At 40.9% G+C, this 24342-nt stretch carries 23 protein-coding genes; 13 read left to right on the top strand and 10 right to left on the bottom strand.

Going from position 1 to position 24342, the window contains the following annotated elements:
- Positions 1–57: 57 nt before the first annotated feature.
- A complete protein-coding gene (locus tag RM552_RS16295) occupies positions 58–2217 on the top strand; it encodes a tetratricopeptide repeat protein (RefSeq protein ID WP_311369944.1) in 2160 nt (719 codons plus the stop codon).
- 88 nt (positions 2218–2305) lie between these two features.
- Here RM552_RS16295 and RM552_RS16300 read toward each other — a convergent pair whose 3' ends face one another.
- The gene (locus RM552_RS16300; RefSeq protein WP_311369945.1) at positions 2306–3442 is read right to left on the bottom strand and encodes a hypothetical protein; all 1137 of its coding nucleotides are present in this window, start codon (positions 3440–3442) and stop codon (positions 2306–2308) included.
- A 431-nt stretch (positions 3443–3873) separates the two neighbouring features.
- On the opposite strand from RM552_RS16300, the gene RM552_RS16305 reads away from it, so the two are divergent.
- Both RM552_RS16305 and RM552_RS16310 read left to right on the top strand, forming a co-directional pair.
- Positions 3874–5208: a hypothetical protein gene (locus tag RM552_RS16305; protein ID WP_311369946.1), complete on the top strand. Its 1335-nt coding sequence runs from the start codon at positions 3874–3876 to the stop codon at positions 5206–5208.
- Entirely contained in the window at positions 5205–5837 is a 633-nt protein-coding gene (locus tag RM552_RS16310; RefSeq protein ID WP_311369947.1) for a peroxiredoxin family protein, read from the top strand. Before RM552_RS16305 ends, RM552_RS16310 begins: the two co-directional genes overlap by 4 nt.
- 278 nt (positions 5838–6115) lie before the next feature.
- Here RM552_RS16310 and RM552_RS16315 read toward each other — a convergent pair whose 3' ends face one another.
- The 5 genes from RM552_RS16315 to RM552_RS16335 form a co-directional block, all read right to left on the bottom strand.
- Positions 6116–7522: a YdgA family protein gene (locus RM552_RS16315; protein WP_311369948.1), complete on the bottom strand. Its 1407-nt coding sequence runs from the start codon at positions 7520–7522 to the stop codon at positions 6116–6118.
- Positions 7523–7678: 156 nt separating this feature from the next.
- On the bottom strand, positions 7679–9529 hold the full coding sequence (locus tag RM552_RS16320) for a DUF885 domain-containing protein (RefSeq protein ID WP_311369949.1): 1851 nt from the start codon (positions 9527–9529) through the stop codon (positions 7679–7681).
- 27 nt (positions 9530–9556) lie between these two features.
- On the bottom strand, positions 9557–9919 hold the full coding sequence (locus RM552_RS16325; protein WP_311369950.1) for a DUF1820 family protein: 363 nt from the start codon (positions 9917–9919) through the stop codon (positions 9557–9559).
- 25 nt (positions 9920–9944) lie between these two features.
- A complete protein-coding gene (locus tag RM552_RS16330) occupies positions 9945–11021 on the bottom strand; it encodes an MBL fold metallo-hydrolase (protein ID WP_311369951.1) in 1077 nt (358 codons plus the stop codon).
- Positions 11018–11614, bottom strand: coding sequence for a TetR/AcrR family transcriptional regulator (locus RM552_RS16335; RefSeq protein ID WP_311369952.1), 597 nt, complete (start codon positions 11612–11614; stop codon positions 11018–11020). The genes RM552_RS16330 and RM552_RS16335 overlap by 4 nt, the downstream gene beginning before the upstream one ends.
- A gap of 422 nt (positions 11615–12036) precedes the next feature.
- On the opposite strand from RM552_RS16335, the gene RM552_RS16340 reads away from it, so the two are divergent.
- On the top strand, positions 12037–13704 hold the full coding sequence (locus RM552_RS16340; RefSeq protein WP_311369953.1) for a M28 family metallopeptidase: 1668 nt from the start codon (positions 12037–12039) through the stop codon (positions 13702–13704).
- 310 nt (positions 13705–14014) lie between these two features.
- Here the strand turns inward: RM552_RS16340 and slmA are convergent, their stop codons facing one another.
- Together slmA and coaBC are read right to left on the bottom strand one after the other, a co-directional pair.
- Positions 14015–14605 (bottom strand): nucleoid occlusion factor SlmA, encoded by a 591-nt coding sequence (slmA, locus tag RM552_RS16345; protein WP_311369954.1) that lies wholly within the window; start codon positions 14603–14605, stop codon positions 14015–14017.
- 32 nt (positions 14606–14637) lie between these two features.
- Positions 14638–15846 (bottom strand): bifunctional phosphopantothenoylcysteine decarboxylase/phosphopantothenate--cysteine ligase CoaBC, encoded by a 1209-nt coding sequence (gene coaBC / locus RM552_RS16350; protein WP_311369955.1) that lies wholly within the window; start codon positions 15844–15846, stop codon positions 14638–14640.
- Positions 15847–15916: 70 nt separating this feature from the next.
- Here coaBC and radC point away from each other — a divergent pair, with 70 nt between their 5' ends.
- The 7 genes from radC (at position 15917) to mutM (ending at position 20590) form a co-directional block, all read left to right on the top strand.
- Positions 15917–16591 carry a RadC family protein gene (gene radC, locus RM552_RS16355; RefSeq protein ID WP_311369956.1) on the top strand — a complete coding sequence of 225 codons (675 nt, stop codon included), beginning with the start codon at positions 15917–15919 and terminating at the stop codon, positions 16589–16591.
- Entirely contained in the window at positions 16592–17677 is a 1086-nt protein-coding gene (locus RM552_RS16360; RefSeq protein ID WP_311369957.1) for a glycosyltransferase, read from the top strand.
- Between the two features lie 77 nt (positions 17678–17754).
- Positions 17755–18501 (top strand): glycosyltransferase family 25 protein, encoded by a 747-nt coding sequence (locus RM552_RS16365; RefSeq protein WP_311369958.1) that lies wholly within the window; start codon positions 17755–17757, stop codon positions 18499–18501.
- 206 nt (positions 18502–18707) lie between these two features.
- Positions 18708–18944: a 50S ribosomal protein L28 gene (gene rpmB / locus RM552_RS16370; protein WP_311369959.1), complete on the top strand. Its 237-nt coding sequence runs from the start codon at positions 18708–18710 to the stop codon at positions 18942–18944.
- Positions 18945–18955: 11 nt separating this feature from the next.
- Positions 18956–19111: a 50S ribosomal protein L33 gene (gene rpmG / locus RM552_RS16375; protein WP_311369960.1), complete on the top strand. Its 156-nt coding sequence runs from the start codon at positions 18956–18958 to the stop codon at positions 19109–19111.
- A 172-nt stretch (positions 19112–19283) separates the two neighbouring features.
- Positions 19284–19775 carry a hypothetical protein gene (locus RM552_RS16380; protein WP_311369961.1) on the top strand — a complete coding sequence of 164 codons (492 nt, stop codon included), beginning with the start codon at positions 19284–19286 and terminating at the stop codon, positions 19773–19775.
- The gene (mutM, locus tag RM552_RS16385) at positions 19775–20590 is read left to right on the top strand and encodes a bifunctional DNA-formamidopyrimidine glycosylase/DNA-(apurinic or apyrimidinic site) lyase (protein ID WP_311369962.1); all 816 of its coding nucleotides are present in this window, start codon (positions 19775–19777) and stop codon (positions 20588–20590) included. The genes RM552_RS16380 and mutM overlap by 1 nt, the downstream gene beginning before the upstream one ends.
- A gap of 43 nt (positions 20591–20633) precedes the next feature.
- Here the strand turns inward: mutM and coaD are convergent, their stop codons facing one another.
- A complete protein-coding gene (coaD, locus tag RM552_RS16390) occupies positions 20634–21122 on the bottom strand; it encodes a pantetheine-phosphate adenylyltransferase (protein ID WP_311369963.1) in 489 nt (162 codons plus the stop codon).
- A gap of 255 nt (positions 21123–21377) precedes the next feature.
- On the opposite strand from coaD, the gene RM552_RS16395 reads away from it, so the two are divergent.
- Positions 21378–22811: a capsule assembly Wzi family protein gene (locus tag RM552_RS16395; protein WP_311369964.1), complete on the top strand. Its 1434-nt coding sequence runs from the start codon at positions 21378–21380 to the stop codon at positions 22809–22811.
- Between the two features lie 10 nt (positions 22812–22821).
- Positions 22822–23598, top strand: coding sequence for a glycosyltransferase family 25 protein (locus RM552_RS16400; protein WP_311369965.1), 777 nt, complete (start codon positions 22822–22824; stop codon positions 23596–23598).
- On the opposite strand, the gene RM552_RS16405 is transcribed toward RM552_RS16400, so the two are convergent.
- Complete coding sequence (locus tag RM552_RS16405) at positions 23595–24326, bottom strand: 3-deoxy-D-manno-octulosonic acid kinase (RefSeq protein ID WP_311369966.1); 732 nt, start codon at positions 24324–24326, stop codon at positions 23595–23597. The genes RM552_RS16400 and RM552_RS16405 overlap by 4 nt on opposite strands.
- Positions 24327–24342: the final 16 nt, after the last annotated feature.

The following is a 24342-nucleotide window of genomic DNA, read 5'->3' on the forward strand; positions in this document are numbered from 1 at the left end:
CAGATGTTGATTAGGTATTAACCATACAAACAACATAACAATAAAAAAGTATTTACCATGAAACGATTTTTTAGCGAGCTGCAAAGACGCAAGGTGATCAAAGCCCTTGTGGTGTACGTGGGTGTTATTTGGCTGCTACTGCAAGTAGTGAGTGTGCTAAGTGGCATGCTAGGGCTGTCTAAGCTAGTGGGCACCGCCACTTTTATTGCGCTTATGTGTGCCTTGCCTATTGTGATGTATTTTAGCTGGCACTTTGACCTAAGCCTCAATGGAATTACCCGAACACCTCCACTGCCAGAGCAATCCGCTACCGGCGATGACGAAAATGCGCCCATCAAACCCCTAGGCGCTTGGAGTTGGATAGGCCTTTTTGCGGTAGTGTTAATTAGTGGTGCAATAGGCGTACAAACCTACAATACATTCGAAGCTTCGGTGTTAGAGGCAGAGCAAGCCGCAAACCAAGCCATTGAAAAGTCTGATTCTATTGCGGTATTGCCATTTAAAGACGACAGCAGCGCGCAAGATCAAAGCTATTTAGCCACTGGCTTGGCAGAAGAAATTACCAACCAGTTAGGACGCACAGACCTATTTAAAGTGTCGGCGTCGCGCTCTAGCCAAGTTTTGGTTGAAAAAGGTTTAATCCCCAGCGAAATTGGTCAGCGCTTAGGTGTGCAAACCTTGTTAACTGGCAGTATCAGCTCAACTAACGACAGAGTAAGCATACGTGTTGAATTGCAAGACACAGCGTCGGCACGAGTACTCTGGACCGAAACCTTTGTACGTGAATTTAGTAATATCTTTGATCTCGAAAGCGAAATTAGCCGCGCCGTGGTGAATTTATTGCAAGACAAATTTGTAGAAGCAGGAGACTTAAGTAAGCTTTCGTCCACAAGCGATGTAGACGCTTACGTACTGTATTTAAAAGGCCGGGAAGCCTACCGCAAACAAACCGCAGAAGCGATGCAAGAAGCCCGCGCTTATTTTGAAGAAGCGATAGCCGTAGACCCCGAGTATGCAAAGGCTTATGTTGCTTTGGCGGATGCTTTAGCATCGTTATCTGAGGGAGTAGACGGCTTCGGGGTCTTAGCGGTAGATATTGCAGCAGACTTAGCTGAACAGAACTTAGAGAAAGCTTTAGCTCGAGAGCCGGATATTCCTGAGATTTTTGCGGTAAAGGGTGTCGTTTTGATGCTGAGAGATGAGTATGAAAGTGCCTTAGAAGCTTATGATAAAGCAATAGCGCTTAACCCAAACTTAGCCATAGCTTACATGTGGAAGTCACTTGCTCTGACTACTTTGCAGCAATATGAAGAAGCTATAGCCGCTCAGCGCCAGTCCCAAAAACTTGATCCATTGTTTTTGACCAGCTCTTATAATTTGGGTGTGCTTTTAATTTGGCAGGCTCAATATGGAGAAGCTGAGGCTCTTTTCGACCAATTACGAATAGATTTCCCTGAGTCAGCTTTTTCTTATATAGGCGCTGCAGACTTATATTATAGCCAAGCTAATTTTGTTGAATCTATTCGTCAATGGAAAAAAGCGGTAAAGCTGTCACCGAGTAATCTTGAATTTGAAAGAAAAATGTTTGACGCTATGATCATGCTTGGGCTCACAGATATTATTAAAGCATCTACCGATGATCCTGGCTTTGACTCGACGATATTGATATTTGAGAAAAAATATTCTGAGCTCTTTGAAAAAATGGATTTTGAAATAGCCGCTAACCCTGATGATTATTGGGTCGCTTTTGAAGCCGGTTGGTATCATTCGATGTTTGGGGATACAAACATCGCTGCAGAGTTAATCACCAATAAAGAAGAATTAATATCCGACCTAGATAAATTCTATATGCCTTACTGCTCGCCGGCAATTGAGTTGGCATGGGCATATCAGGTTAAGGGTAATATGGATAAATCGAAAATGTTAATTGATGAATGTGAATCTCTATTGAATGCGCAAAAGGAAAATTCGATTACATATTCTGAGACAAATTATTTAGAAGCACGGATTTTTGCATTAAGAGGAGAATCTACAAAAGCTGCGAGTGCACTTGAGACTGCAATTGATAAAGGTTGGCGTGAATGGTGGACAAGTTACGACCCTCTCTTGAACGCGGTAAATAATGAACCAAAAATAAACACTCTAATTCGATTTATTGAAGATGATTTAGCTAAACAAAAAGAAGAAGCTAAGCGTTTATTTGAAGATGTAAACTAGTTTATGTATTTAATTAGAAGTAAGGTAGCATCAAAAAGGGAGCTTCGGCTCCCTTTTTTAATAACTTTTTAACTTAAAAAATTAATTGTTACTGTTTGGATTGAATAATCATTCTACGTCTAATTCCAAGTCCAACCAAGCCCATCAAAAATGCTGTAAAGGCATAAGGTGCACTAGCAGGTGCGGGTGGGGTATTATTTGCGTCAAGAATAATCAATGTTTCAGTCAACGAGAAGTAACGAGTTTGCTGGTTATAATTGAAAATGTCTTGGTCAAGAGTGCCAGCATTCACATTTTGCACAACACTATTATGGCCGCAAACTAAAGAATCAGAAATAGTCGGATTGTTATAGTATTCATCTAAAGCATCGTCAATATCGTCTTGTGTAGCACCAGGATTATTTGCTTCAAAATTAGAAATATAGTCTTGCTCATCTATAAAGTCTGGATTGTCTACGCATACTGGATTAGGTTCAATTACAACCGCATCGGCACTGCCATCGCTAGGTTCTTCAGTTTCATAATAAAAGCGGCCTTTGTCAGAAGATAAACCTACCGATACACTAATGTCGTAGACGCCTGGGTTTAAATCAATCAATTTATTAAGCGAAAGTAGTGCAGAGGGTTGACTATCGGTCAATCCAATCTCTCCGGCGTGATCTTCGCCATTTATATTCCATACAACATCGTAATTCACGTCAGTAGCCAAGCTACCATTTTGATTCAAAAAGGCTAATTGGAATAGACCTTCTACATCTATCGCTTCGCCATAATCAAATTCCCACTTACAAGGCTCACTTAATTCTACTTCAGCTATAAACGCCAATAGCGTCGCAAGCTCGGCTTCTTCCGAAGGGGTTCTGTTGTTGCCAATGCCCTCGAGTTCACCTATGCGGTCTCGTGCGTCTTGCACTTCACCTGCCACGTAGCCTCGCGTACAACCTTCTCCACCGGGGAATGCGCTAATAGGATTGTTGTCGCCATTAATAAAGGCTTTGGCACTTAAATCCCTCAAGCTATCTCTAAACCTGACCTGACTATTGCCAAAATCTTCAATAATGCCTGCGGCATTATTGTATTGATTATCAACATAGTAAATCGTTTGTTCATAAACACGGCTCAGTTCTGCTCTTCCCCCCCCACGAATTAACCTTGCCTCAGCAATTTCCACAAATACAAACATACTCAAAAACAGCAGGGCTGCTAATTGATAACTACGGGACATAAGGTACTCCAAAATTATTTTTTATTTTTAGTGTTTATAAGGTAAGTAGTCTTATCCCGAAGGGCACATTAATGGGAAAATCAAGACGAATGCCCACGACATGCAAGAAATACACCGTGCAATTAAAGTCAATAATAACAATTACATACATAATAATGAAATGTATAAATTACGAAAGTGTAAAAATTACTGACACAAACTACGGGTAAATAAGAGTTGCTTGTTAGCAGAGTAAAAGTCTAAGTAAAATAGCGCCTATTGGTTAAAAGTATATATCAGTTAGGATATTTTCTTTTAAACAAGACCATGCTAGGCTTTTATGCGTAGTTATTGGCAAATAGCTGCATCATCAAATGCATTGCTCACACCATATAACAGTAACTAACGGGCTCATCTTGCAAGCTTTAATAAAAGAAATTCAAAGGCGAAAAGTGTTTAACACCTTTTTGCCTTACCTAGGGGTTGTTTGGCTGCTGTTACAGGTGGTTAGTGTGCTTGTGCCCATGTTAAACCTTTCACCTTTAGTCAATACGCTCACCGTGGTGATTTTGTTTGCAGGCATTCCAGTGATGTTATACGTTTCATGGCATTTCAACATCACCAGTAATGGCTTAGAAGCTATTTCCGATCCAAATTCTGAAGAAGCTGGGCGTTTTGGCGTAAGCAAATGGCTAGTATTCTTAAGCATTACAGCGCTTTCGGGTTATGCCGGTGTAAGTTATTTTTATAAGGTTAAAATAGAATACGCCAAAACAGCCGAGGGTTCTTCGCAGCAGCTAATTGCCAGCTCTCTTGCAGTAATCCCTTTTACCGATAGCAGTCCTGAAAAAGATCAAGACTACCTTGCAAATGGCATAGCCGCAGAAGTTACTTCTTTAATCGGTAGCGCTAACAAGCTACGTGTGATTGATTTACACTCGGTGAATATATTAGCAAATCAAGATTTAGACCCCGTAAGTATTGCACGTCGATTAAATGTTGAAACCGCACTGACAGGCACCGTTAGAATAACAGGCAATAATATCCGTTTACGTGCAGAACTTATCAACGTAAGTGACGGCAAGGTTTTGTGGTCTGAGTCTTATACTCGCAAACTGAATCAAATATTTGCGTTGGAGTCGACTCTTGCCAGGGCAATAATCAACTCGCTTAGTGATGATTTTATTAGCGCTGACGATTTTAAACACCCTTCTGAAACTAAGAGCGTTGAAGCTTATCAAATGTATATGCGCGGGCGAGCAGCCTATGCCGAGCAGACCATTGAGAGCTTAAAGGAAGCGCGTAAATTTTTTGAACAGTCGATCGTGATTGCGCCGGATTTTAGCAAAGCTTATGTTGCTCTGGCCGACACCGTACTCTTGTCTTCAGACAGGAGTAAAAACTTTGATATTTTAGCGCCTGAAATAGCCAAACAATTGGCTCAAAACCATTTGGCGAAAGCCTTGGTGCAAACACAGGACTTACCCCAAGCCTTTGCCGTGCAAGGGCAAGTTTTTCATTTAGATGGGCAATTAGATAATGCCCTTGCATCATACAACAAAGCACTGAGTTTAAACGCAAGCTTGGCAACTGCCTACCAATTAAAATACGTAGTCTTAAAAGAACTTGGACGACAAGAAGAAGCGATTACAGCACTTAAAATGGCGCTTGAGCATAATCCTGAATCAATAAGCTTAAAAGAAGCTTTTCAGCTTGAGCAGGCATCTGTGCCGTTGGTTAATCATTTTGAGCCTACTTTGGCTACATGGAGTCAACAAATATTATGAAAAAAGCATTAATGAGTATCTTTGTAATTATTCTACTTTTGGGTGTTCTTGGTTTTATTTATAAAGCACCCTTAATCGAAAAAGCGAAAGAGGCGATTACGGCTGATATGTATGTGTCGGCCGACACCGATAGCTTTGATCCAGGCACAGATGTTGGGCAATCCTTTCCAAAGATTGATGCGACCTATAATGGTCAAAATATAAGTTCTTTAGAAGGTTTTGCGGGAGAGAAAGGCACCATTTTTGTTGTTAGTCGCTCTGTAGTTTGGTGCCCATATTGTATGAAGCAGATGCATGGCTTGAATGAACATTTAAGCGAATTTGAAAAGGCTGGTATTAAGCTAGTCGGCTTAACCTACGATTCTCCACAAGATCAAAAAGCTTTCAAGAACAAATATTCTATAAATTATCCAATCCTTAGCGACAACAATGCAGCAAGCGTTATAAACCTCGGCATATTAAATGAGGAATACAACCCTGGTGAAGAAGCATACGGTATTGGACATCCTGGCGCGTTTGTTTTAGATGCAGATGGTATGATTGTTGGTAAAGTATTTATCGAAGCTTACTCAAGCAGGGTCGATGCTGAATCTCTATTAAATTACGCAGAAAGCGTTTTGAAGCGCTAATATGCTCTGCATATCGGGTAAAACTCTCGTCTTGCTCCTGAGGACGTAATGCTGAGCGGTTAAAGCTTTTAAAAGCCTTCGTCATCTCAGCGGAAGCTGAGATCTCCTTAAAGATCCTTTAATTATGGGATGCAAAAGGTAGTAATAAGCAGATTGCTGCTTTCGCAGCAATGACGTGGGTTAGGGAAAGCAATGACGAGGGTGACGATGTTGGTAATAAAAGCAAAAAAACAGCGCCGAAGCGCTGTTTTTAATGGTCTATGGGTTTCTGTAAAATATTAAAGCGGGATAGGGTTTCCGTTTAATAATGCAACAGAGTCTTCCATGGTAAATATAAGCTCATAAGTTTCGCCATCAACAGTGACCATGCCTTGTTGGGCTAGGCCATCTAGTGTAGCGACTGCTTGCTGGTCAACTATCTGCTTCTGCTCTTCTGGACTCATAGCCATAAACTGCGGATTAGCGGCTAATTGGCTATTAACCATTTGAGTTGCAAAATAGAGAGCTGCGCCTTTTTGCATTGTCATTTTGCTGTCGACAAGGGCATGCTCTAACCAAAACGAAGGGTCTTCCATCGTGGCGGGCAGTTCAGTTATGCCAGTTAGCTTAGCAGCTATGTTACCGCTAAAGTCACTGTCATTAATTTTTCCGCTAATGTTGGTGAAGTTATACTCAGGTTCAGCTTGAAGTTGGCCCAATGCATATTCTTGCATGAAGGTTTGCATTAGCGCCATAGAGGCATCAGGTTCAGTGGCTAACTCAAGCATCTCACCACTTAATTTGTTGTACGCTGTTATAAATGCGCCTTGAATGTTGTTAACTTCAATATCTAAAACTAAGTCTTTGAGTGTCGTTTCAGGCGATATAACCGATGCGAGTTTAGTTCCAAATTTGATATCGGCTAAATCATTTGCTTCATCGTAATCAGATACTATATCGATGCGCATATTTTCCATTTCGCTGCTAGAGTTATCCATTGAGTTATTAAAGCTCATGCTAGCGATGGTTATATTGGCGACTGAATCATATAATTCTTGATTTAGGATACTGGCTAAATCGGCTTTTGCATCCATATCTAACGACAAGCTGTTCATATTAAACGTTAGCACCGAGCCAATATCCATGTTTAAACTATCGCCTGTAGATGCATAGCTCAGAGTGTTACCTGAAATGTTTCCGTTGCCATTCATACCAGAAAACTCGACAACTGTTTGTGTTTCAGTATCGGTATAAGTAAACGGAGCAACCACGTCTTTATAAGCAGTACCGCCAAATAAACCTGTTACACCGTTAAAACTATAAATTGGAGCGTCGTCTTTTGCTACGAAACCGTCAGGGAGTTTTTTAGCGTTGGTTTTAATTTGCGTATGCAGCCAACCTATAGCAAAGCCATCGGCTGTCAAAATCGGGCCATGATTACCTTCAACCAAAATATTGAAGCTGAAATCGGTTGCTGCAAGTTCAGTGTCTTCGAAACCCGGAATATCCATACCAATATTAACTTCTGCCGTGCTAGAAAACCAACCACTATCCATCGTTGTTACACTTGCTCGGTAAAGCGGCATATCGTTCACCGATGCAACTATTGAGTTGACTTGGCTTTCAAATTGCAAACCAACCACTCTTGGGCCGGCTAAGGCAACAGCAGCAACAACTACCACACCAGCGATTAAGATTTTTTTCATTATTACATCCTTGTTAGTAAGGGGGTTATTTAAGTACTACAGCCAGTAGCATTTAAAACTGGGCAATCTAAATTGTTAATTATTATAACGATCAAACGCATCAAACTAAAGTATTACCTAAAGCTGAAGTGATTCAGCAAGCGTGATGGTTTTATTTTAATGCCCATTTATAAATGCGTGCATGTTCTCTTCCAATACAAATAGTGGTACCGAACCATGCGCTAAAATAGCGTCATGAAAAGCCCGCAAATCAAAAGCGTCGCCCATTTTTTCTTCCGCTTTAGCACGTAGTTCTTTGATTTTTATTTCGCCTAATTTGTATGAAAGTGCTTGTGCCGGCCACGAAATATAACGATCAATTTCGGTAGTAACGTTGTGTTCGGATAATGCGGTATTTTCGAGCATATAGGCTAGTGCTTTATCTCTGCTCCAACCAAATACATGCATCCCAGTATCGACTACCAAACGGCATGCACGCCACATTTCGTAACTTAAGCGACCAAAATCGTCGTATGGGTCGTCATAAATACCAACCTCAACGCCAAGGTATTCTGAATATAGACCCCAACCTTCACCAAAGGCAGAAATGTAGGTAGAACGGCGCACTTCGGGTAAGTCGTTCATTTCGGCCGCAAGCGATATTTGAAAATGATGCCCAGGCACAGCTTCATGCAGTGTTAGTGCCGGGATAGCATATAATGGACGTTTATCTAGCGCATAGGTATTAACCCAATAATAACCGGGTTCGTCGTCGCTATTTGGTGAAACGTAGCGGCCGGTTGTATATTTTGGCGCAATGGCGTCGGGAACTGGTGCGACTCCATAGGGCGTGCGAGGCATTTTATAAAAAAGCTTAGGTAATTTGGCGTCCATTTGCTTAGCCACATACGAGGCGTACATAATAAGATCTTCAGGTGTTTCCGCATAGAACTGTTTGTCTGTGCGTAAAAAGTCGATAAAGGCGTTAATGTCACCATCAAATTCTAATTTGTCGACAATTTGTTGCATTTCTGCGCGAATACGAGCTACTTCGCTTAAGCCTATTTGGTGAATTTCTTCAGCGCTTAAATCGGTCGTTGTGTAGTGTTTAATGCGGTTGTTGTAAAAATTGACGCCAATTGGCCAGTTGGTTGCTGCTATTGCGTCAGGGGCGTTTGGCACATATTCATCAACAAAGAAATTGTAAAAGTTTTTATAGGCGGTATTAACATCATTGACTAAGGTATTGATCAATGATTTTTGTTCGGGGCTAATTAATCCTTTTTTATCATTTAGCATTGCTTTCGAGAATGGGTGTTCTTTAATATCATCAATGATGTAAGCGGCTATCGAATCTTCAAAACCAAGCAAAACGGCTTTTGGTTGGCTATGGCCAGTTTCCATACCTTCGCGCATATAGGCAACATTGACATCAATTAATTCAGCCGCCTCTTGCAAACTTTGGGTATACACCGCAACGTCGTCTTGAGTATTTAGAGACATTCTACTCAATGCGCCGCCAATGCTGCTATGGAAACCATATTCAGAAGTAATAGGCACTCGGTATTCTTTAAACTCAAAGTGAGACATATAGTTTTGCAAACGGTATTTTTGCATGATTAATGAAATTCGGTCTTCCGACGACAATGCGGTTTCATCAATTTTGGTTAAAGCGCTCATAAAATCTGTAAATTTTTGGTATCTTGCGGTCATGGCGGGCATGCTGATATCGGTAAACTGCCGAGGTAAATCAACCGCTTTTAAGCCCTTGGATCTTGCAAGGCCAGGAAACTGCGAGAGTTCATACTGCCAAATTTCATCCAATAAATTTTGTAGTTGCCTATTTGCGTCAGAGACTGCAATTGTTGACGATACTTGTTTTGAAGTAATAGCTTGCGAACTATTTTCAGAAACACCATGACTAGTATGGGAATGATTAGCATAGACCTGTGTATGCGAGACCACAAAAATTGTACATAATGATGCTTGTAGTAATGGCCTAATAGCTTTTGCAATGAGTTGACGCATGAATTACCTCTAAATCGTTAACTAGCCCTATTTTTTTGGCGTATAAATAGGGCTGACTCTATTCCCTGGCAAGGTAGTCACTTTATCGGAACTTTGATCAGACAATTGCGTGATTTTTGCGCTACCTTGTTTTTCAACTTGGTCAATGCGCAATACATTATGCATAGGCACATAAGTTCTATTTACCTTTGAAAACTCATCTTTGAGCCGCTCATGGCTAGGATCAAGGACAAGCTCTGTGTGAGTATCCCATACAAAATCCGCAATTTCGATAAATCCAAATACACTGCTAGATATTAACTCTTTGACATATAGTTCGTAGCGCTCACCCCCACTTACAAATTGAACACGGTATAGCGGGTTTTTTGGTTTTAAGCTGTTGTTGCTCATTGTCATATTACTCTTTTAACACTTGTTAAGGCTTCAGCGGGCGGGTTTCGCCTACTTTTAGGGTAACGAATGTATGGGTATCGAGGGCTGCTTTTTCAAGTTGTTTTTTAAGTTCTACCACAGGTGCAAGTGGCGCTTCAGCTGTTAATGGAAATGTTCCCCAGTGCATGCCTATTGATAGTTTACTATTTACTTCTTGGTGAATTTTTACCGCTTCTGCAGGGTTTACATGATAATACTGCATAAACCATCTCGGGGCGTAAGCGCCTATTGGAATAAGCGCTAAATCGACCGATTCCAACTGTTCGCCAATGCGTTTAAATTGTACATTGTTATAGCCAGTATCCCCAGCAAACCATATTTTGTAGCCGTTTATGGTCACCACCCAACTGGCCCACAGTGTATTGCGTTTGTCAGACAAGCCCCTTGCAGACCAATGTTGACTTGGTAAAGCTTGCACTATCACAGCACTGTTTTGTGTCGATTGCTCCCAGTCGAGTTCATGTAAATTTTCACTTTTTACATCGTTGTCGAGCATAAACTCAGCTAAGCCAAGAGGGACGGCAAATTGAATCGGCGAATCTTGTGCTTCAGACAATTCGACTAATAAGCTAATACTGCTTGCGTCTAAATGATCGTAATGATTATGACTGATCACAACCCAGTCAATTTTTGGTAATAAACGATAATCCATAGCATGCGGTACATAGCGTTGCGGACCTGCAAACGATGTTGGAGATGCCCTGTCGCTAAAGATAGGGTCAGTTAACAGGGATACGCCATTATGTTGCACCAAAAACGTAGAATGGCCCAGCCATGTTATTTGAGAATGTTTATTCTTATTAGCATCATCCAGAGCACTTATATCGACTTCTTGAACAGGTACGGTATCGCCAAGCGCAAAATGATCGGCCCATTCTTCATCACCTAAAAATCGCATCTTAAAAAAGTCTAAAAGGCCCTTATCGGTGTCTTGAATATATGTATTTTGAAAACCGTTTTCGGTGTGATGAGCTTTAAGAGAACGAATATTCTTGTTACTTGCACAGCTATTTAACAAAATACATAAGGCAATGAGTGCGACAACTTTATTGAACGTCATGCAAACTCCGAACTGGGCTCAAATAAGGATTGAATAACAATATGGACGTCGGATTGTCCTTGTTGAAGGTTGTTAGAGACCGCGAAGGCTTGTGTAAAGCAGGTCAGCTTTAAAGCCATTGATTCAATATTTGATATGTGTGGAATTTCTCCACGCGCATGCGCACGTTCCAAACAAGCAATAAAAGATAGATGCAAATTGTCATAGTAACGGCGTGCCATATTTTGTACAGCTACATTTTGTTTGCCAAGCTCCAAGCTTAGCTTCACCAATAAACAGCCATCTTGATCAATCAAATGTTGATAGCGATTAAAAAAATCGGTTATTAAGTGTGTAAGTTTATCGCTGTCGTTTTTGTTGGGGGTATAATTGAGTGATGCTTGTAAGGGCAATAAACTGTGCTCAATATAGTACGATAAGAGTTGTTCGATAAAATCTTGCTTGTGCTTAAATTGTTGATAAAAAGCTCGGCGATTGAATTGTGTTTTTTCAATAAGATGTTGCATTGAACAGGCTTTGTAGCCTTTATCAGATATTATGATTAAGGCTTTTTTGAACACTTCATTGATTGAATATTCTGGCTTACGCGCCATTTTTCTGCCTTCTTACAATTAGTAATCGCACTAAATAGTGGGCGTTAAAATTGATAATAAACGAATAAGAACATGTATTCTTTAAAAGATAAAGCAATTTGCTTTTATTCCATAATCCTTTTTAACTTGATGCTGACGTAAACCTGCAGAAATAAGCTAAAAGCAAACATTATCTGGCTATATGAAAGAGTGCACAACAATTTGTTACAAAATCGGTTTTGTTGGCAAGTTCACTCCATTTAAATGATTCAGGCATAAAACAAAGGTTACAAACGAGATATCACCTAATTATGGATATTGTAGACTAGCCTTAAAGCCGTTTTCTTGATTAAATATGGCTTCGCAAACAGATGCATGGTGAGTGTAAGTATGAATTCTTGCAATGCGTTTGTTTCAACTAAATAAAACAAGAAGACACAAGAATGATTTCAACATTAAAAACAGTTGGTGTAGCGGTGGGCATAAGTCTACTGCTGTTAGGCTGTACTGCTACATCTACTAAACACCAACAAGCTCTGGTGTCAGCCGAAGGCATTAGCCCCAGCATCAACAATATAAAAGGGCACATGAGTTTCCTTGCTCATGATTTATTAGAGGGAAGAGATACTGGCTCGCGTGGACATGAAATTGCCTCTCTTTATATTCAAAATGAATTTGAGAAGTATGGCCTTAAGCCGGCAGGCGAAAATGGGACTTTTCAGCAGCGTGTTAAGTTTAGAAAAGGGTTGTTAGATATCGAATCACCCACCATGGTGTTAACTGCCAACGACAGCGAAATTGAACTCAAATTTCCAGATGATTTTTTAACCGGGCCAAACTTAGGCAATGCTGATGTTAGCTTAACAGCACCAGTAGTCTTTGTTGGCTACGGGATAGTGGCGCCCGAATTAAATCATGACGATTATGCAGGTTTAGATGTTGAAGGTAAAATTGTGGTTGCCCTAAGTGGCAAACCCGCCAGCTTTCCGAGTGAAGTAGGCTCACATTTGTCGTCTCGTACACAAAAACATGCTGCAGCTGCAGACCGCGGGGCAGTGGCGTATTTCAGTATCCAAACCCCAGCAGGCGAAGAACGACGTCCATATGCTCGTTCTATAAACTTTATACGTGCTCCAAGAATGTCTTGGGTAGATGAAGAAGGTGTGCCGGGCAATGGGCGCAAAGAAATACAGGCAACCGCATTTTTAAGCATCGACGCTGCACATTCTTTGTTCAGTGGCAGTGATACAAGCTTAGACGATGTGTACGCTCAATTGGCAAACAACGAAACGCCAAAAGGCTTTGATTTAGATTATAAAGTGTCAATTGAATACAAAACTAACCACGAAGACATCACTAGCCCTAATGTTATTGGCCTGCTAGAAGGTAGTGACCCTGAATTGAAAAATGAATATGTGGTTTATACTGCACATTCTGACCACTTGGGTATTTCAACGTCGGTAGAAAAAGACAAAATAAACAACGGCGCAATGGATAACGCAAGTGGCACATCTGTTTTGATAGAAACAGCGCGCATGTTTTCTGAATTATCGGTAGCACCAAAACGTTCAATATTGTTTGTAGCGGTGACCGGTGAAGAAAAAGGTTTATTGGGCGCTGACTACTTTGTGCGCAATCCTACACGTCCGGTAGAGAGTTTAATTGCGAATGTAAATTTAGATATGCCGCTACTTACTTATGAATTTGCAGATGTAATTGCGTTTGGAGCAAGCCATAGTTCGATGGGTGAAAAAGTAGCCGCAGCTGTCGCTAATGCTGATATAAAATTAACAGACGACCCATGGCCACAATTGAATTTATTCACACGCTCTGATCACTATGCCTTTGTAAAACAGGGTATTCCGGCGGTTTTCTTGGTAACTGGCATTGAGTCTAGAACCCCTGGAATTGACGGCAACGAAGTACTCAACAAGTTTTTGGCAAGCAACTATCACAGGCCATCTGACGATATGTCGCAGCCCTTTGTTTGGAAAGCGGCACAAACTTTTACTCAAGTAAACTTTGAAATTGGCTTAACTTTGGGTAACGATCCTGAGCGTCCAACTTGGAACAAAGACAGTTTCTTTGGACAAACATTTGGACGCAAATAGCCCTAGTAGTTACTAGTAGAGCGAAAAATAAGGCCCCGATGATATTCTTATCTTGGGGCTTTTGTTTACATCACACAAGCTTTAACCAATAGGCTTATTCGGAAGAAGGTAAAGGCAGAACATTTAAAACACGCTTTACGGCATCCATGCCCGCTCAGCACAGGCCATCCATGGCCTGTGATGGTTTTAAATGTTCTGCCTTTACCTTCTGTTTTCCGAAACACCTATCGATTAAAGCTTTAACTCACGCTCAAGAAAAAGCCCCGAGATAAGAATATCATCGGGGCCTTATGTTAGGGGTTAACCGCAGTTATTGCAGATAATGGGTGCGAATGTGCGCCCAATGTTCGTTGAATTGCTGAGTTGGCCTACGTTCGAATTGGCTACGGACATATTGATTAATTTTGCCGTCTACAAAGCAGATGAGCATATTAGCTAACAAAGACTCGTCTACTGCGGCTGCTTTGCCTTCGCGTAATTTGCGCTCTCGTAAAATTTGTTTAATTTGTGTTTCAAGACGATCAAACAACTGTGCAATGCGTTCACGTAATCGTTCTTGCTCGCCCATAAGTGCGTCACCATTTAATATGCGTGTAATGCCAGGATTTTTTTCCGCAAAGCCAAGCATAAGATGTAATATCAGTTGGCAACGAACAGCTGCGTCTTTTTCTTCAGAAGTGATCTTATTAATGCGTGAAAAAAGGGTATCTTCGATAAATTCAATTAAACCTTCGAACATTTTAGCTTTACTAGGGAAGTGACGATACAAAGCGGCTTCTGATACACCGACTTGTTCAGCAAGCTTAGCGGTAGTAATACGTTGACCATGGTGAGTCTCTAACATTCCGGCAAGCGCCTGTAATATTTGTGCTTTGCGGTTCGTTTTTCTAGTGGCTGGCATTTTTATACTTCTTCTTTTGTTGCAAATAGAAATTATCTATTATTAAATTCAGTTTTTACTAATTTAAGTAGCTCTAGCGCTAGTAAGTATTTACTTTTTGGTTCTAGCGATATTACCGAGTCCTTGCTTAAAACTATAAGCGCGTTTCGATCAGAATTAAAGCCTAAATCTGAATTTGATACATCATTTGCGGCTATCATGTTCAGTTTTTTCTTTTCTAATTTAGATTTTGCATAAGATTCAACATCTTGCGTTTCGGCTGCGAATCCAACAGTAAATGGTGGCTTATCAAGAAAAGCGACACTTTTTAGAATGTCGGGGTTTTGGCTTAGGCATAGTTGTAAATTATCGCCTTGTTTTTTCATCTTTTGTTCGCTGATATTGTCTAGCTTGTAGTCAGCCACCGCGGCGCAAGCAATAAAAATATGCTGTTCAGCAATATCATTATGGACTACCTCGAGCATCTCTTGAGCACTTTCTACGTTGTGGCGCACAACATTTTGGGGTGTCGGCAACGAAACTGGCCCAGCAACTAAGGTCACCTTGGCGCCAAGCAGTTGTGCAGCTTTGGCAAGTGCAAAACCCATTTTACCTGAGCTATGGTTGCTGATATACCGTACAGGATCAATTGCCTCTCTTGTTGGCCCGGCGGTTATCATTATATTTAAACCATTTAAAATGGGCGTTAAAGCCTTAGTTTGAGCGTAATCAGCAAGTGCATCTGCAATGTCGTCGGGTTCAAGCATTCTTCCATAGCCGACATCACCACAAGCCTGTTCACCCGCAGCAGGGCCAAGCACAATGGCTCCTCTGTTTTTCAATGTCTGCATATTTTCGGTAGTGGCCGGTGCTGCCCACATTTGTTGGTTCATTGCCGGAGCAATAAATAAAGGGGCCGTTGTGGCTAATGCTAGGGTGCTCAGTAAATCGTCAGCTAAGCCATAACATAGCTTAGCAATAGTATTGGCAGTGGCGGGTGCAACAACAAAATAATCGGCCCAGCGAGCCAGCTCGATATGACCCATACCTGCTTCTGCTTCTTCGTCTAGGAGTTGAGCGCTAACTTTGTTTCCCGAAACGGCTTGTAGCGACAATGCGCTCACAAAATGGCTAGCTGAATCAGTTAAAACCACGCGCACATTTGCACCATGAGCGGTGAGTTTTCTGACTAAATCTGGGGTTTTATAAGCAGCAATACCGCCACATATCCCTAATAAAACGTTCTTTTGGTCAAGTTGCATATGTTTAACTTATAGGTCCTAATAAACCGTATTCTATCTATTAAAACACTGTTAACCAAGGAATGGAAACATGAAAATACAAGAATGGCCAAAAGATGAGCGCCCGAGAGAGAAACTTATTCACTATGGTGCGTCGACTCTTTCCGACGCTGAATTACTTGCAATACTTATCAATACCGGCACTCAAGGGCAAAGTGCAGTGGAGCTTGCCAAGCAGGCTTTAAACGAAATTGGCAGTATACAAGCCGTTATGCATGCGCCACCAAAACAAATAACTAAAATTGCAGGTTTAGGCTTGGCAAAGTATGCAGTTCTGCAAGCTTGTACCGAGCTTTTTAAACGTAGCATGGCAGAGCAACTAGCGCAGCAGGCATCCTTTACTAGTGCAGACGCTGCTTCTGAATATTTAAGGGTCCAGTTGGCGCAGAAAAAGCGAGAAGTTTTTGCTATGCTATTGCTCAATAGTCAACACCAACTAATTGCTTATCGAGAAATGTTTATGGGCACAATAAATAGTGCTGCGGTGTACCCGCGAGAACTTGTCAAACAAGTGATTGATGATAATGCCGCGGCTGTTATTCTTGCGCATAATCATCCTTCGGGCGTTGCTGAACCGTCGCAGGCCGATATTCAAATTACACAGCGGATACAGCAAGCTTTTGCACTAATTGACGTAACGGTCCTTGATCATTTTGTGATAGGGCGCTCGAGTGCTGTTTCTTTTGCCCAAAGAGGCCTGCTTTAAATGAAAAACATTGCCATAGTGATTGATTCTTTAGCCGGTGGTGGCGCTGAAAAAGTCATGCTTGTGTTGGCGAAGAAAATGGTCTCGTTGGGGCATAAAGTAAGTATTTTTTCGCTTAAGCAGGTGACTGAGTATGAGGTGTCTGAAGGAATTGAGCTTATATTTCCGCTTATTTCTTATAAAGGGGCAATAAGAGGTTGGTTTAATACCGCAACATTGGCTGAGCAGCTCAAAAAAGCGGTCAAAACGCAAGAAGAGCGCCATGGTAATTTTGATCTAAGCTTGCTTAATCTCTATGAGAGCTATCGCATTGGTGGCGCTGCAAATTTGCCTAATTGCTATTACGTTATGCACAATTCGTGTGAACAGGAATTAAAGCGCGAATGGCGTATGGGGCCAATAAAATATTGGTATATGAAACGAATCCTAAGAAGCTTAACGGGCAAACGTTTAATTGGAGTGTCGAAAGGTGTCAGTCATGAACTAGCGAATACATCGCTATTTTCGCCAGAAAGAGTAGCACATATCTATAATCCTTTTGATGTTGACGACATTCGCAAACAGGCAAAAGAGCCTATTGATTTTGATAGAAATCAAGCTTTCATCTTACACGTGGGTCGCGCGGCTAAGGCAAAAAGGCACGACGTACTTTTTCGAGCGTTTGCCGGTGTTAGTGCCGATTACAAGCTAGTTTGTTTAAGTAATAATATTAAGAAATTGCGTAAATTAGCGCACAAACACGGTATTAGTGACAGAGTAGTATTGCCCGGTTTTCAAGAAAATCCTTATGCTTGGATGAATAGAGCTGATTTATTAGTGTTAAGTTCGGACTTTGAAGGTTTGTCCTTGGTATTGATTGAGGGCCTTATTTGTGGAACAAAATTGGTGTCGACTAACTGTCCGCATGGGCCGTCAGAGATATTGACGGGTGACCAAAAGAAATATTTGGTAGAAGTGGGTAATTTTGAGGCCTTGGCTAGAGCAATTAATGAGGCTTTAGCGTATGATCGCGCTTTGAGTGGTTTGCAACTAGTTAATCAAGTAGATGTATCACAGGTAGTTGATAAATATCTAGCCTTAGCTTGAGCACACCATAAACGGACAATATGAAAGAGACAAACCTGATTAAAAATCGCTTAGGTTAATATGGAAATCACGAGAATATGCCGCTAATTGGTAATCATGAGCTTTTACTTATTAATTTAGATAGATCTAAAGACCGCCTAGCGCGGTCTATTGAACAATTGACTAAGTACGACTTAGATTATATTCGTATACCTGCTGTTGATGGCGAACAGCTAAGTGAGCAGGCCATACAAACACACACAAAAGCAGACTACAGAGATTATTACAAAACTTTAAGGGTAGGCGAGATCGGTTGTTATTTGAGCCATCGCAAGTGTTGGGAACGTGTTCTCGAAAAATCATTAGACTATGCCATTATTTTAGAAGACGATTTTGTTCTTGAAGAAGACTTAGGATCCCTGCCTGAACTATTAAGCAACATTGAGCAAAGTTGGGATTGCATAAAACTACTAGAATACCCAGAAAAACGAAATGCCGTTCAGTCCTTTGCATATGGCGACAAAACTTTATTTCGTTACGATAAAATACCCTCGCGAACATGCGCCTATGTGATATCCAAATCTGGTGCATCTAAAATGCTTAAACATAGCGAAAAGGTGGGCAGGCCGGTTGATATAGATTTTCAATATTGGTGGGAAAGTGATATTCAGGTTTTTGGCCTAAAACCCTACTTAGTGAGTGTGAATACTAACGAAGTTAGCACAATAGAAAGTCCCAACAGCACTGAAATTGTAGGTAAAAGTGTGGTTAAGCAATTTGTTCAAAAGTGGTATTTTTTATACGCAAATAATAAGTATCTGAAAAGAGTATTGAACAAGCGATAAAAGGTTTCAAAATCGCCGTTTCATGGGATCCACGATTAAATCATAGTAAATTCGATTAATTTAGGCCTAAAATGCAAAAATTGTTTGTATTTTTTCTTGGTTTACTGTATAAAATGCGCCCTCTTAATTAATCACGTTTGACAGTCCTCTTGATGAACAAAGGCGGCTGATATTAAACGACACAAATAGTTGTTTTGGAGACAAAGATGTCTAAAGTATGTGTAGTAACAGGTAAGCGTCCAGCGGTTGGAAATAACCGTTCGCACGCAAGAAACGCGACTCGTCGTCGTTTTTTACCAAATCTTCACACTCACCGTTTTTGGGTAGAGAGTGAAAATCGTTTTGTGAAGCTTCGTGTATCTACAAAAGGTATGCGCGTTATTGACAAAAAAGGTATTGATACAGTTTTAGCTGATATCCGTGCTCGTGGCGAAAAAGTTTAAGGACCTAAATTATGCGTGAAAAAATCAAATTAGTTTCATCAGCGGGTACTGGATTTTATTACACCACTGATAAAAACAAGCGTAACATGCCGGGAAAAATGGAAATAAAGAAGTTTGACCCTAAAGTACGTAAGCACGTTATGTTCAAGGAAGCGAAGATCAAGTAATTCATGAGCGTACATTGAGTATGCTCTAATATTTGTCTCCAATTTTCGCTCCTATCGTAAGTGTCGGTAGCAACATTTAACAAAGCTCAGCAAATGCTGGGCTTTGTTGTATCTGCTGATTAACAATTGTAAACTTAAGACCTCTTTTGTCTTCCAGATATCTAATCGAATTATGCTAAGACTTTCAAAACGCGCTTGGAACAATGTGCTTATCTTTGCCATGCTTGGCTTAATACTAGCGCTAAATTGGAATCGTTTTTTTTCGCAGGATGAAACTTCCACTCGTTTAATAGTGCCAGAAGGTGAGTTTATTTTGAGCATGCAGATTAATCAGGTCATGATTGAAAAAGCGGGTATGGTTTGGCGAATAAACCCTAATGGTGTGCAAGCAAACACCCAGGCTTCGAGCGAAACACTAGCCGAAATAGTGAGTGCTTGGCAGAAAGCTTATATTGCACCAGCAGGCTTCGACTTTGACAGCCAGTTATTTGCGAATCCTGAAGTAATTGTGACTTTGTCACTAGCCGGGCAATCAATGCCTACCGTGATAGCATTTAAAATTATTGAGCAACAGTTATTTGTTGTGATAGATAAACGCGTATTTGTACTGATGTCACCTCCTATTAAATCACTATTAGAGCCTATTGTTGAGGTAACGCAATAATGCCAGAGCTTCCTGAAGTAGAAGTGACACGACTTGGTATATCACCTTACTTACTTAATCAAACCATTACCAAGGTATTAGTACATCAACGACAACTTCGGTGGTTGGTACCAGAACAAGTACATTTGACCGAAGGTTTGCCTATCCTAAATGTTAGCAGACGGGCTAAGTACTTGTTTATACATACTCGCGCTGGCGATATTGTGCTGCATTTAGGCATGTCGGGTAAAATGCGAGTAGTAGATAAAGATTTGCCACGTTTAAAGCATGACCATATTGAAATTGCGTTAGGCTCGGGCAAAAAACTGGTATTGAATGACCCTCGTCGCTTTGGTAGTTGTTTGTGGCAAGATGCTAACGACAACCATCCTTTGCCTATGCTGGGTAATTTGGGTCCAGAGCCACTTACTGATGAGTTTGATGCTACACGTTTGTACCAAATGAGCCGCAATCGGAAAGCCGCAGTAAAGAGCTTTATCATGGATAATGCGGTGGTGGTTGGGGTAGGTAATATTTACGCAAATGAAAGTCTTTTCAATGCCAAAATTGACCCAAGGCGTGCCGCGGGACGCGTAAGTTTAAAGCGCTATGCTTTGTTAACCGAGCATATTAAATTAGTGCTTGCCAACGCTATTGAACAAGGGGGTACAACCCTTAAAGACTTTGCTCAACCGGATGGGAGTACGGGTTATTTTTCGCAACATTTACATGTTTATGGGCGTGCGGGTGACGAATGTGATGTATGCTCAGGAGTTATTAGTTCAAAAGTCATTGGACAGCGAAACACCTTTTATTGCAGGCAATGTCAAAAGTAGTGAGCGCTTACTAGGGGAGTGTCTCTAGTGGTGCGAATTAGCGCTAGCGCGAAGAAAGGCGCTCTATCAGAGCCTCGTTGACAACGGGGTGACAAAATTGGCTAACATCGCCTTTGTGCAAAGCAACCTCTTTAACTAATGTTGAAGAGATAAACGAATTTTCTTCAGATGGGGTTAAAAACACGCTTTCTAAATCTGGGTTTAGGCGTCTGTTCATGTTTGCTAGCTGAAATTCGTATTCAAAGTCGCTTACTGCGCGAAGACCTCGTATTAGAATGTCGGCACCACTTTGTTTGGCAAAATCAGCAAGTAACCCTGTAAACCCAGTAACGGTGACATTGTCTAAATTATGGCATACCTGTGTAATTAACGAGACACGTTCTTCTAGGCTAAAAAGTGGCTGTTTACTTGGGTTAGAGGCTATCGCGACGATAACTTCAGAAAACATATTTGAGGCTCGCTGGATCAAATCAGCGTGACCGTTTGTAATTGGATCGAAAGTCCCAGGATAAATCGCTCTGTGGTCTGCCATAGTAAATGCTCAAGTATTCAAAAATTATCAGTGCACCATACATAATAGCAGGGTCTCTTAGCAAATCTTTCTGTGTACTTTTTAGCATAATAGCGATAACACTCGACCATTTGACTATGACTTAGCTTCTCTATGCTATATTATTAGCGCTGAAAACCGGCGCGTCACCACGCTAAATTCGAATCATCTTTTGCTAAAGGATAGGCATTGCTAAATCAATTTTATCGGTTCTTTATTTTTTTATGCTTGTTAAGCATGACATATCATTTTCTTCCTAACGAAGCAAAAGCTTCGGCATATGTCGGTACACTAGACAAACAGCTGCATTATGATCTGCAAACCTTAGTAGAATGGGGATATTTAGACGCGGCGGTAAACACTTTTCCAGTCCCTTGGAAGGGCATTGCAGATCAACTCGACGGCTTATCAAGTACTGATATGGCTTTTAGACCTCGCCAAGCTTTAATGCGTCTCAACCATTATTTATCTTTAAATAAACAGCAAACAAGCCGTAAATTTTTAAGTATACAAGCTGCTAGTGACGATGTGCGCTTTAGGGGTTTTGATGACGGTACTGAAGAAACGGGTAAAGTCAGCATTTCTACAGAGTTTTATGCTGGCAGATGGTCAGGTCAAATTAGCGCAAACTATGCTTCTGGTGGAAGGAAAAACTTAGATAATAGCTTTATTGCTTACCAATTTGGTGATTGGAACTTGCGCCTTGGCTCTTTAGATCAATGGTGGGGCCCAGGACAATCGTCTAGTTTAATCATGACTAACAATACGCGCCCAGTAAAAGCCTTGGCATTTTCCCGTTCTACCAATACCGAATCAAAGAGTAAATGGCTATCATGGCTAGGCCCATGGTATCTAACTTCACAGCTAGGGCAATTAGATAAAGACCGATTTGTGCCCGAGACCAAATTTGTAATGAACCGTTTTAATGCGCGTCCTTTTAAAGGTTTCGAATTTGGTGTGTCGTGGACAGCTATGTGGGGAGGAGAGGGCCAAGATAATGGTTTTGATACTCTTATAGAAGTCATTACGTTGCAAAGTGTTTGTGCGCGTCCAGATGGTATCTGTGATAGTTCTCAAAGAACCAAGCAAGGCAACCACATGGCAGGCTTTGATATCAGCTACACCGCACAATTGTTCAATCGCCCAGTATCCTTTTACGCACAGCGTGTGGGCGAAGATGCCTCTAGTGATATTAATATTACTGATAACGCTAATTTGTTTGGATTATCTACTTATTGGCGTGGGGCTAAAATATATATTGAAACAAGCGATACCAATGTTTCTTGCGGTGGGGGAACATCAACGGTAACTAACTGCTATTACGAAAATAGTACTTATCGAACGGGTTATAGGATGTATGGTCGCAGCATGGCAAGTACCTTCGACAGCGATGCAAAGCAAATCACCATTGGCACAAATATTCGTTTTGAAGGTGGAGATATGGCCGAAGTGACATTGCGAAGTGCAGAATTGAACCCTGACGGAACTTTACCTTCTCCGGTATTAACTAAAGATGTAAGTGAAGATGTGTTAGAGTTATCTGGATATTATCAAAAGCCCATGGGAAACTGGCTTTTAAAGGCAGGTGGTTCAGTGGCACATCGTGAGTTTGTGAATGAAGACGACGAAGTTGACGCAGTTGTTTACATGAAGGCCCAATACGCATTTTAAGGTAGAAGAAATGAGCGCTGTATTTGCTGATCTTAACCAATACTTTGACAAAATATACGTCATCACGTTGGAAGGGTATGAGGCCCGTCAAGCAAGTATTAAAGCACATTTTGAGGGTCTTAATTACGAATTTTGGCCAGGCACTGATAAGCGTGATTTTAGTGATGAAGTGCTAAAAGACACTACTTTATATAACGATCAAATTCACCGCACTACCAAGCGCACGAGCCGCTCTATGACATTGGGTGAATATTGTTGTTCAGTGTCACACAGACGCATTTTTGAAGACATGCTGGAACAAGGCCATGAGCGAGTGCTTATTTTTGAAGATGACGCAATTCCCGTTTTGTCTGCCTTACCCGATTTTAATACAACAATGGCTTCTTTGGCCGAAGGCTGGGATCTAATATTGTTTGATTATTATGATCATTACTTGGAGGGTGTTGGCTCTTCAGTAAAAAAAGCACTTTATAAATTATATCATCACTTACATATTGCCAATTGGCAGCATGTACCAAAACATCTCATCGACAATATCACCATGCGGGAACATAACGAACATTTTTATAAAGTAGGTAAGTGTTCAGGTGCGCATTCTTATGCAGTTTCCGCAAAAGCGGCAAAGCATTATATTGATATGCAAACCCCAGTGATTCTGCAGGCCGATCGCATATTTTATTACGATAATGAGCCAGAAAAATTGAAAAAATTTGCTTCTAAAAAAAGTTTTTTTGATAGGGGAGATGTGTCGTTAATTTCAAGTATTCAAACGAGGAATGGCGGCTAAGTCGTTTTGTTATTTACACCCTTGTATCCAGCTAATAAGGCTTGCCAGTTTTCGTTGGTAAAATAATAGTCACTATACTTCTTTTGTTGCTTATTAATTGAACGTAAAAATCGGTCAAGATTAGCTTGTTTCCAGCCTTTGTTTTGATTAATTGCACATTTGTCGAAATCAATTAAAAATACGTCTTGTTTGTTATTGATTAATACATTTTTTACGTTTAAATCGTCGTGACATACCTGTAGGTCGTGCATTTTTCGAATTTGCGCGCCAATGTTTTGCCATTGGTCATTTGCGATTGGCTCACACCGCAATAGCTCATGCAATTCACGACAGTTTGGAATAGCTTGAGTGATGATGTCGGCTTGATAACTAAAGGCGCTTCTAACTACCCTTGCACCAACTGCTTTAGGCACATTAAGCGAATTTTCAGTCAATAGATTGAGCATGGTCAATTCTTGATAGCAACGACTGTTTTCAACAGAAGAAAAGGCAAAATTATCGCGAGATAGTTTTGCGGCTAATCCTCCGCGAAAATAGTGTCGCAACACACAAGTTAAGTTATTGGCTTCAAAAAAATAGACCTTTCCACGGCCCTCGGCTACGTTTGATATTAACTGGTGCTCACTTAGGTATTCTGGCGAAAAATGGTTTAGTTCAATTTGATGTTTTTGCCCCAATGGCGTTAACAACAAATATTGCTTACCTTTTTGGTGAACAGAAATGGTCATAACAATTGGAAACGGC

The organism is Glaciecola petra (assembly GCF_031846345.1).
Lineage (GTDB): Bacteria > Pseudomonadota > Gammaproteobacteria > Enterobacterales > Alteromonadaceae > Glaciecola > Glaciecola petra.

Coding starts and splice junctions, on each gene's coding strand:
- RM552_RS16360 (WP_311369957.1), top strand. CDS start 16,592: ATGAAAAACATTGCCATAGTGATTGATTCTTTAGCCGGTGGTGGCGCT.
- RM552_RS16315 (WP_311369948.1), bottom strand. CDS start 7,522: ATGAAAAAAATCTTAATCGCTGGTGTGGTAGTTGTTGCTGCTGTTGCC.
- RM552_RS16400 (WP_311369965.1), top strand. CDS start 22,822: ATGAGCGCTGTATTTGCTGATCTTAACCAATACTTTGACAAAATATAC.
- RM552_RS16335 (WP_311369952.1), bottom strand. CDS start 11,614: ATGGCGCGTAAGCCAGAATATTCAATCAATGAAGTGTTCAAAAAAGCC.
- RM552_RS16325 (WP_311369950.1), bottom strand. CDS start 9,919: ATGAGCAACAACAGCTTAAAACCAAAAAACCCGCTATACCGTGTTCAA.
- coaD (WP_311369963.1), bottom strand. CDS start 21,122: ATGGCAGACCACAGAGCGATTTATCCTGGGACTTTCGATCCAATTACA.
- RM552_RS16310 (WP_311369947.1), top strand. CDS start 5,205: ATGAAAAAAGCATTAATGAGTATCTTTGTAATTATTCTACTTTTGGGT.
- slmA (WP_311369954.1), bottom strand. CDS start 14,605: ATGCCAGCCACTAGAAAAACGAACCGCAAAGCACAAATATTACAGGCG.
- RM552_RS16295 (WP_311369944.1), top strand. CDS start 58: ATGAAACGATTTTTTAGCGAGCTGCAAAGACGCAAGGTGATCAAAGCC.
- rpmG (WP_311369960.1), top strand. CDS start 18,956: ATGCGTGAAAAAATCAAATTAGTTTCATCAGCGGGTACTGGATTTTAT.
- RM552_RS16340 (WP_311369953.1), top strand. CDS start 12,037: ATGATTTCAACATTAAAAACAGTTGGTGTAGCGGTGGGCATAAGTCTA.
- radC (WP_311369956.1), top strand. CDS start 15,917: ATGAAAATACAAGAATGGCCAAAAGATGAGCGCCCGAGAGAGAAACTT.
- RM552_RS16330 (WP_311369951.1), bottom strand. CDS start 11,021: ATGACGTTCAATAAAGTTGTCGCACTCATTGCCTTATGTATTTTGTTA.
- coaBC (WP_311369955.1), bottom strand. CDS start 15,846: ATGCAACTTGACCAAAAGAACGTTTTATTAGGGATATGTGGCGGTATT.
- mutM (WP_311369962.1), top strand. CDS start 19,775: ATGCCAGAGCTTCCTGAAGTAGAAGTGACACGACTTGGTATATCACCT.
- RM552_RS16405 (WP_311369966.1), bottom strand. CDS start 24,326: ATGACCATTTCTGTTCACCAAAAAGGTAAGCAATATTTGTTGTTAACG.
- RM552_RS16395 (WP_311369964.1), top strand. CDS start 21,378: ATGACATATCATTTTCTTCCTAACGAAGCAAAAGCTTCGGCATATGTC.
- rpmB (WP_311369959.1), top strand. CDS start 18,708: ATGTCTAAAGTATGTGTAGTAACAGGTAAGCGTCCAGCGGTTGGAAAT.
- RM552_RS16365 (WP_311369958.1), top strand. CDS start 17,755: ATGCCGCTAATTGGTAATCATGAGCTTTTACTTATTAATTTAGATAGA.
- RM552_RS16320 (WP_311369949.1), bottom strand. CDS start 9,529: ATGCGTCAACTCATTGCAAAAGCTATTAGGCCATTACTACAAGCATCA.
- RM552_RS16380 (WP_311369961.1), top strand. CDS start 19,284: ATGCTAAGACTTTCAAAACGCGCTTGGAACAATGTGCTTATCTTTGCC.
- RM552_RS16300 (WP_311369945.1), bottom strand. CDS start 3,442: ATGTCCCGTAGTTATCAATTAGCAGCCCTGCTGTTTTTGAGTATGTTT.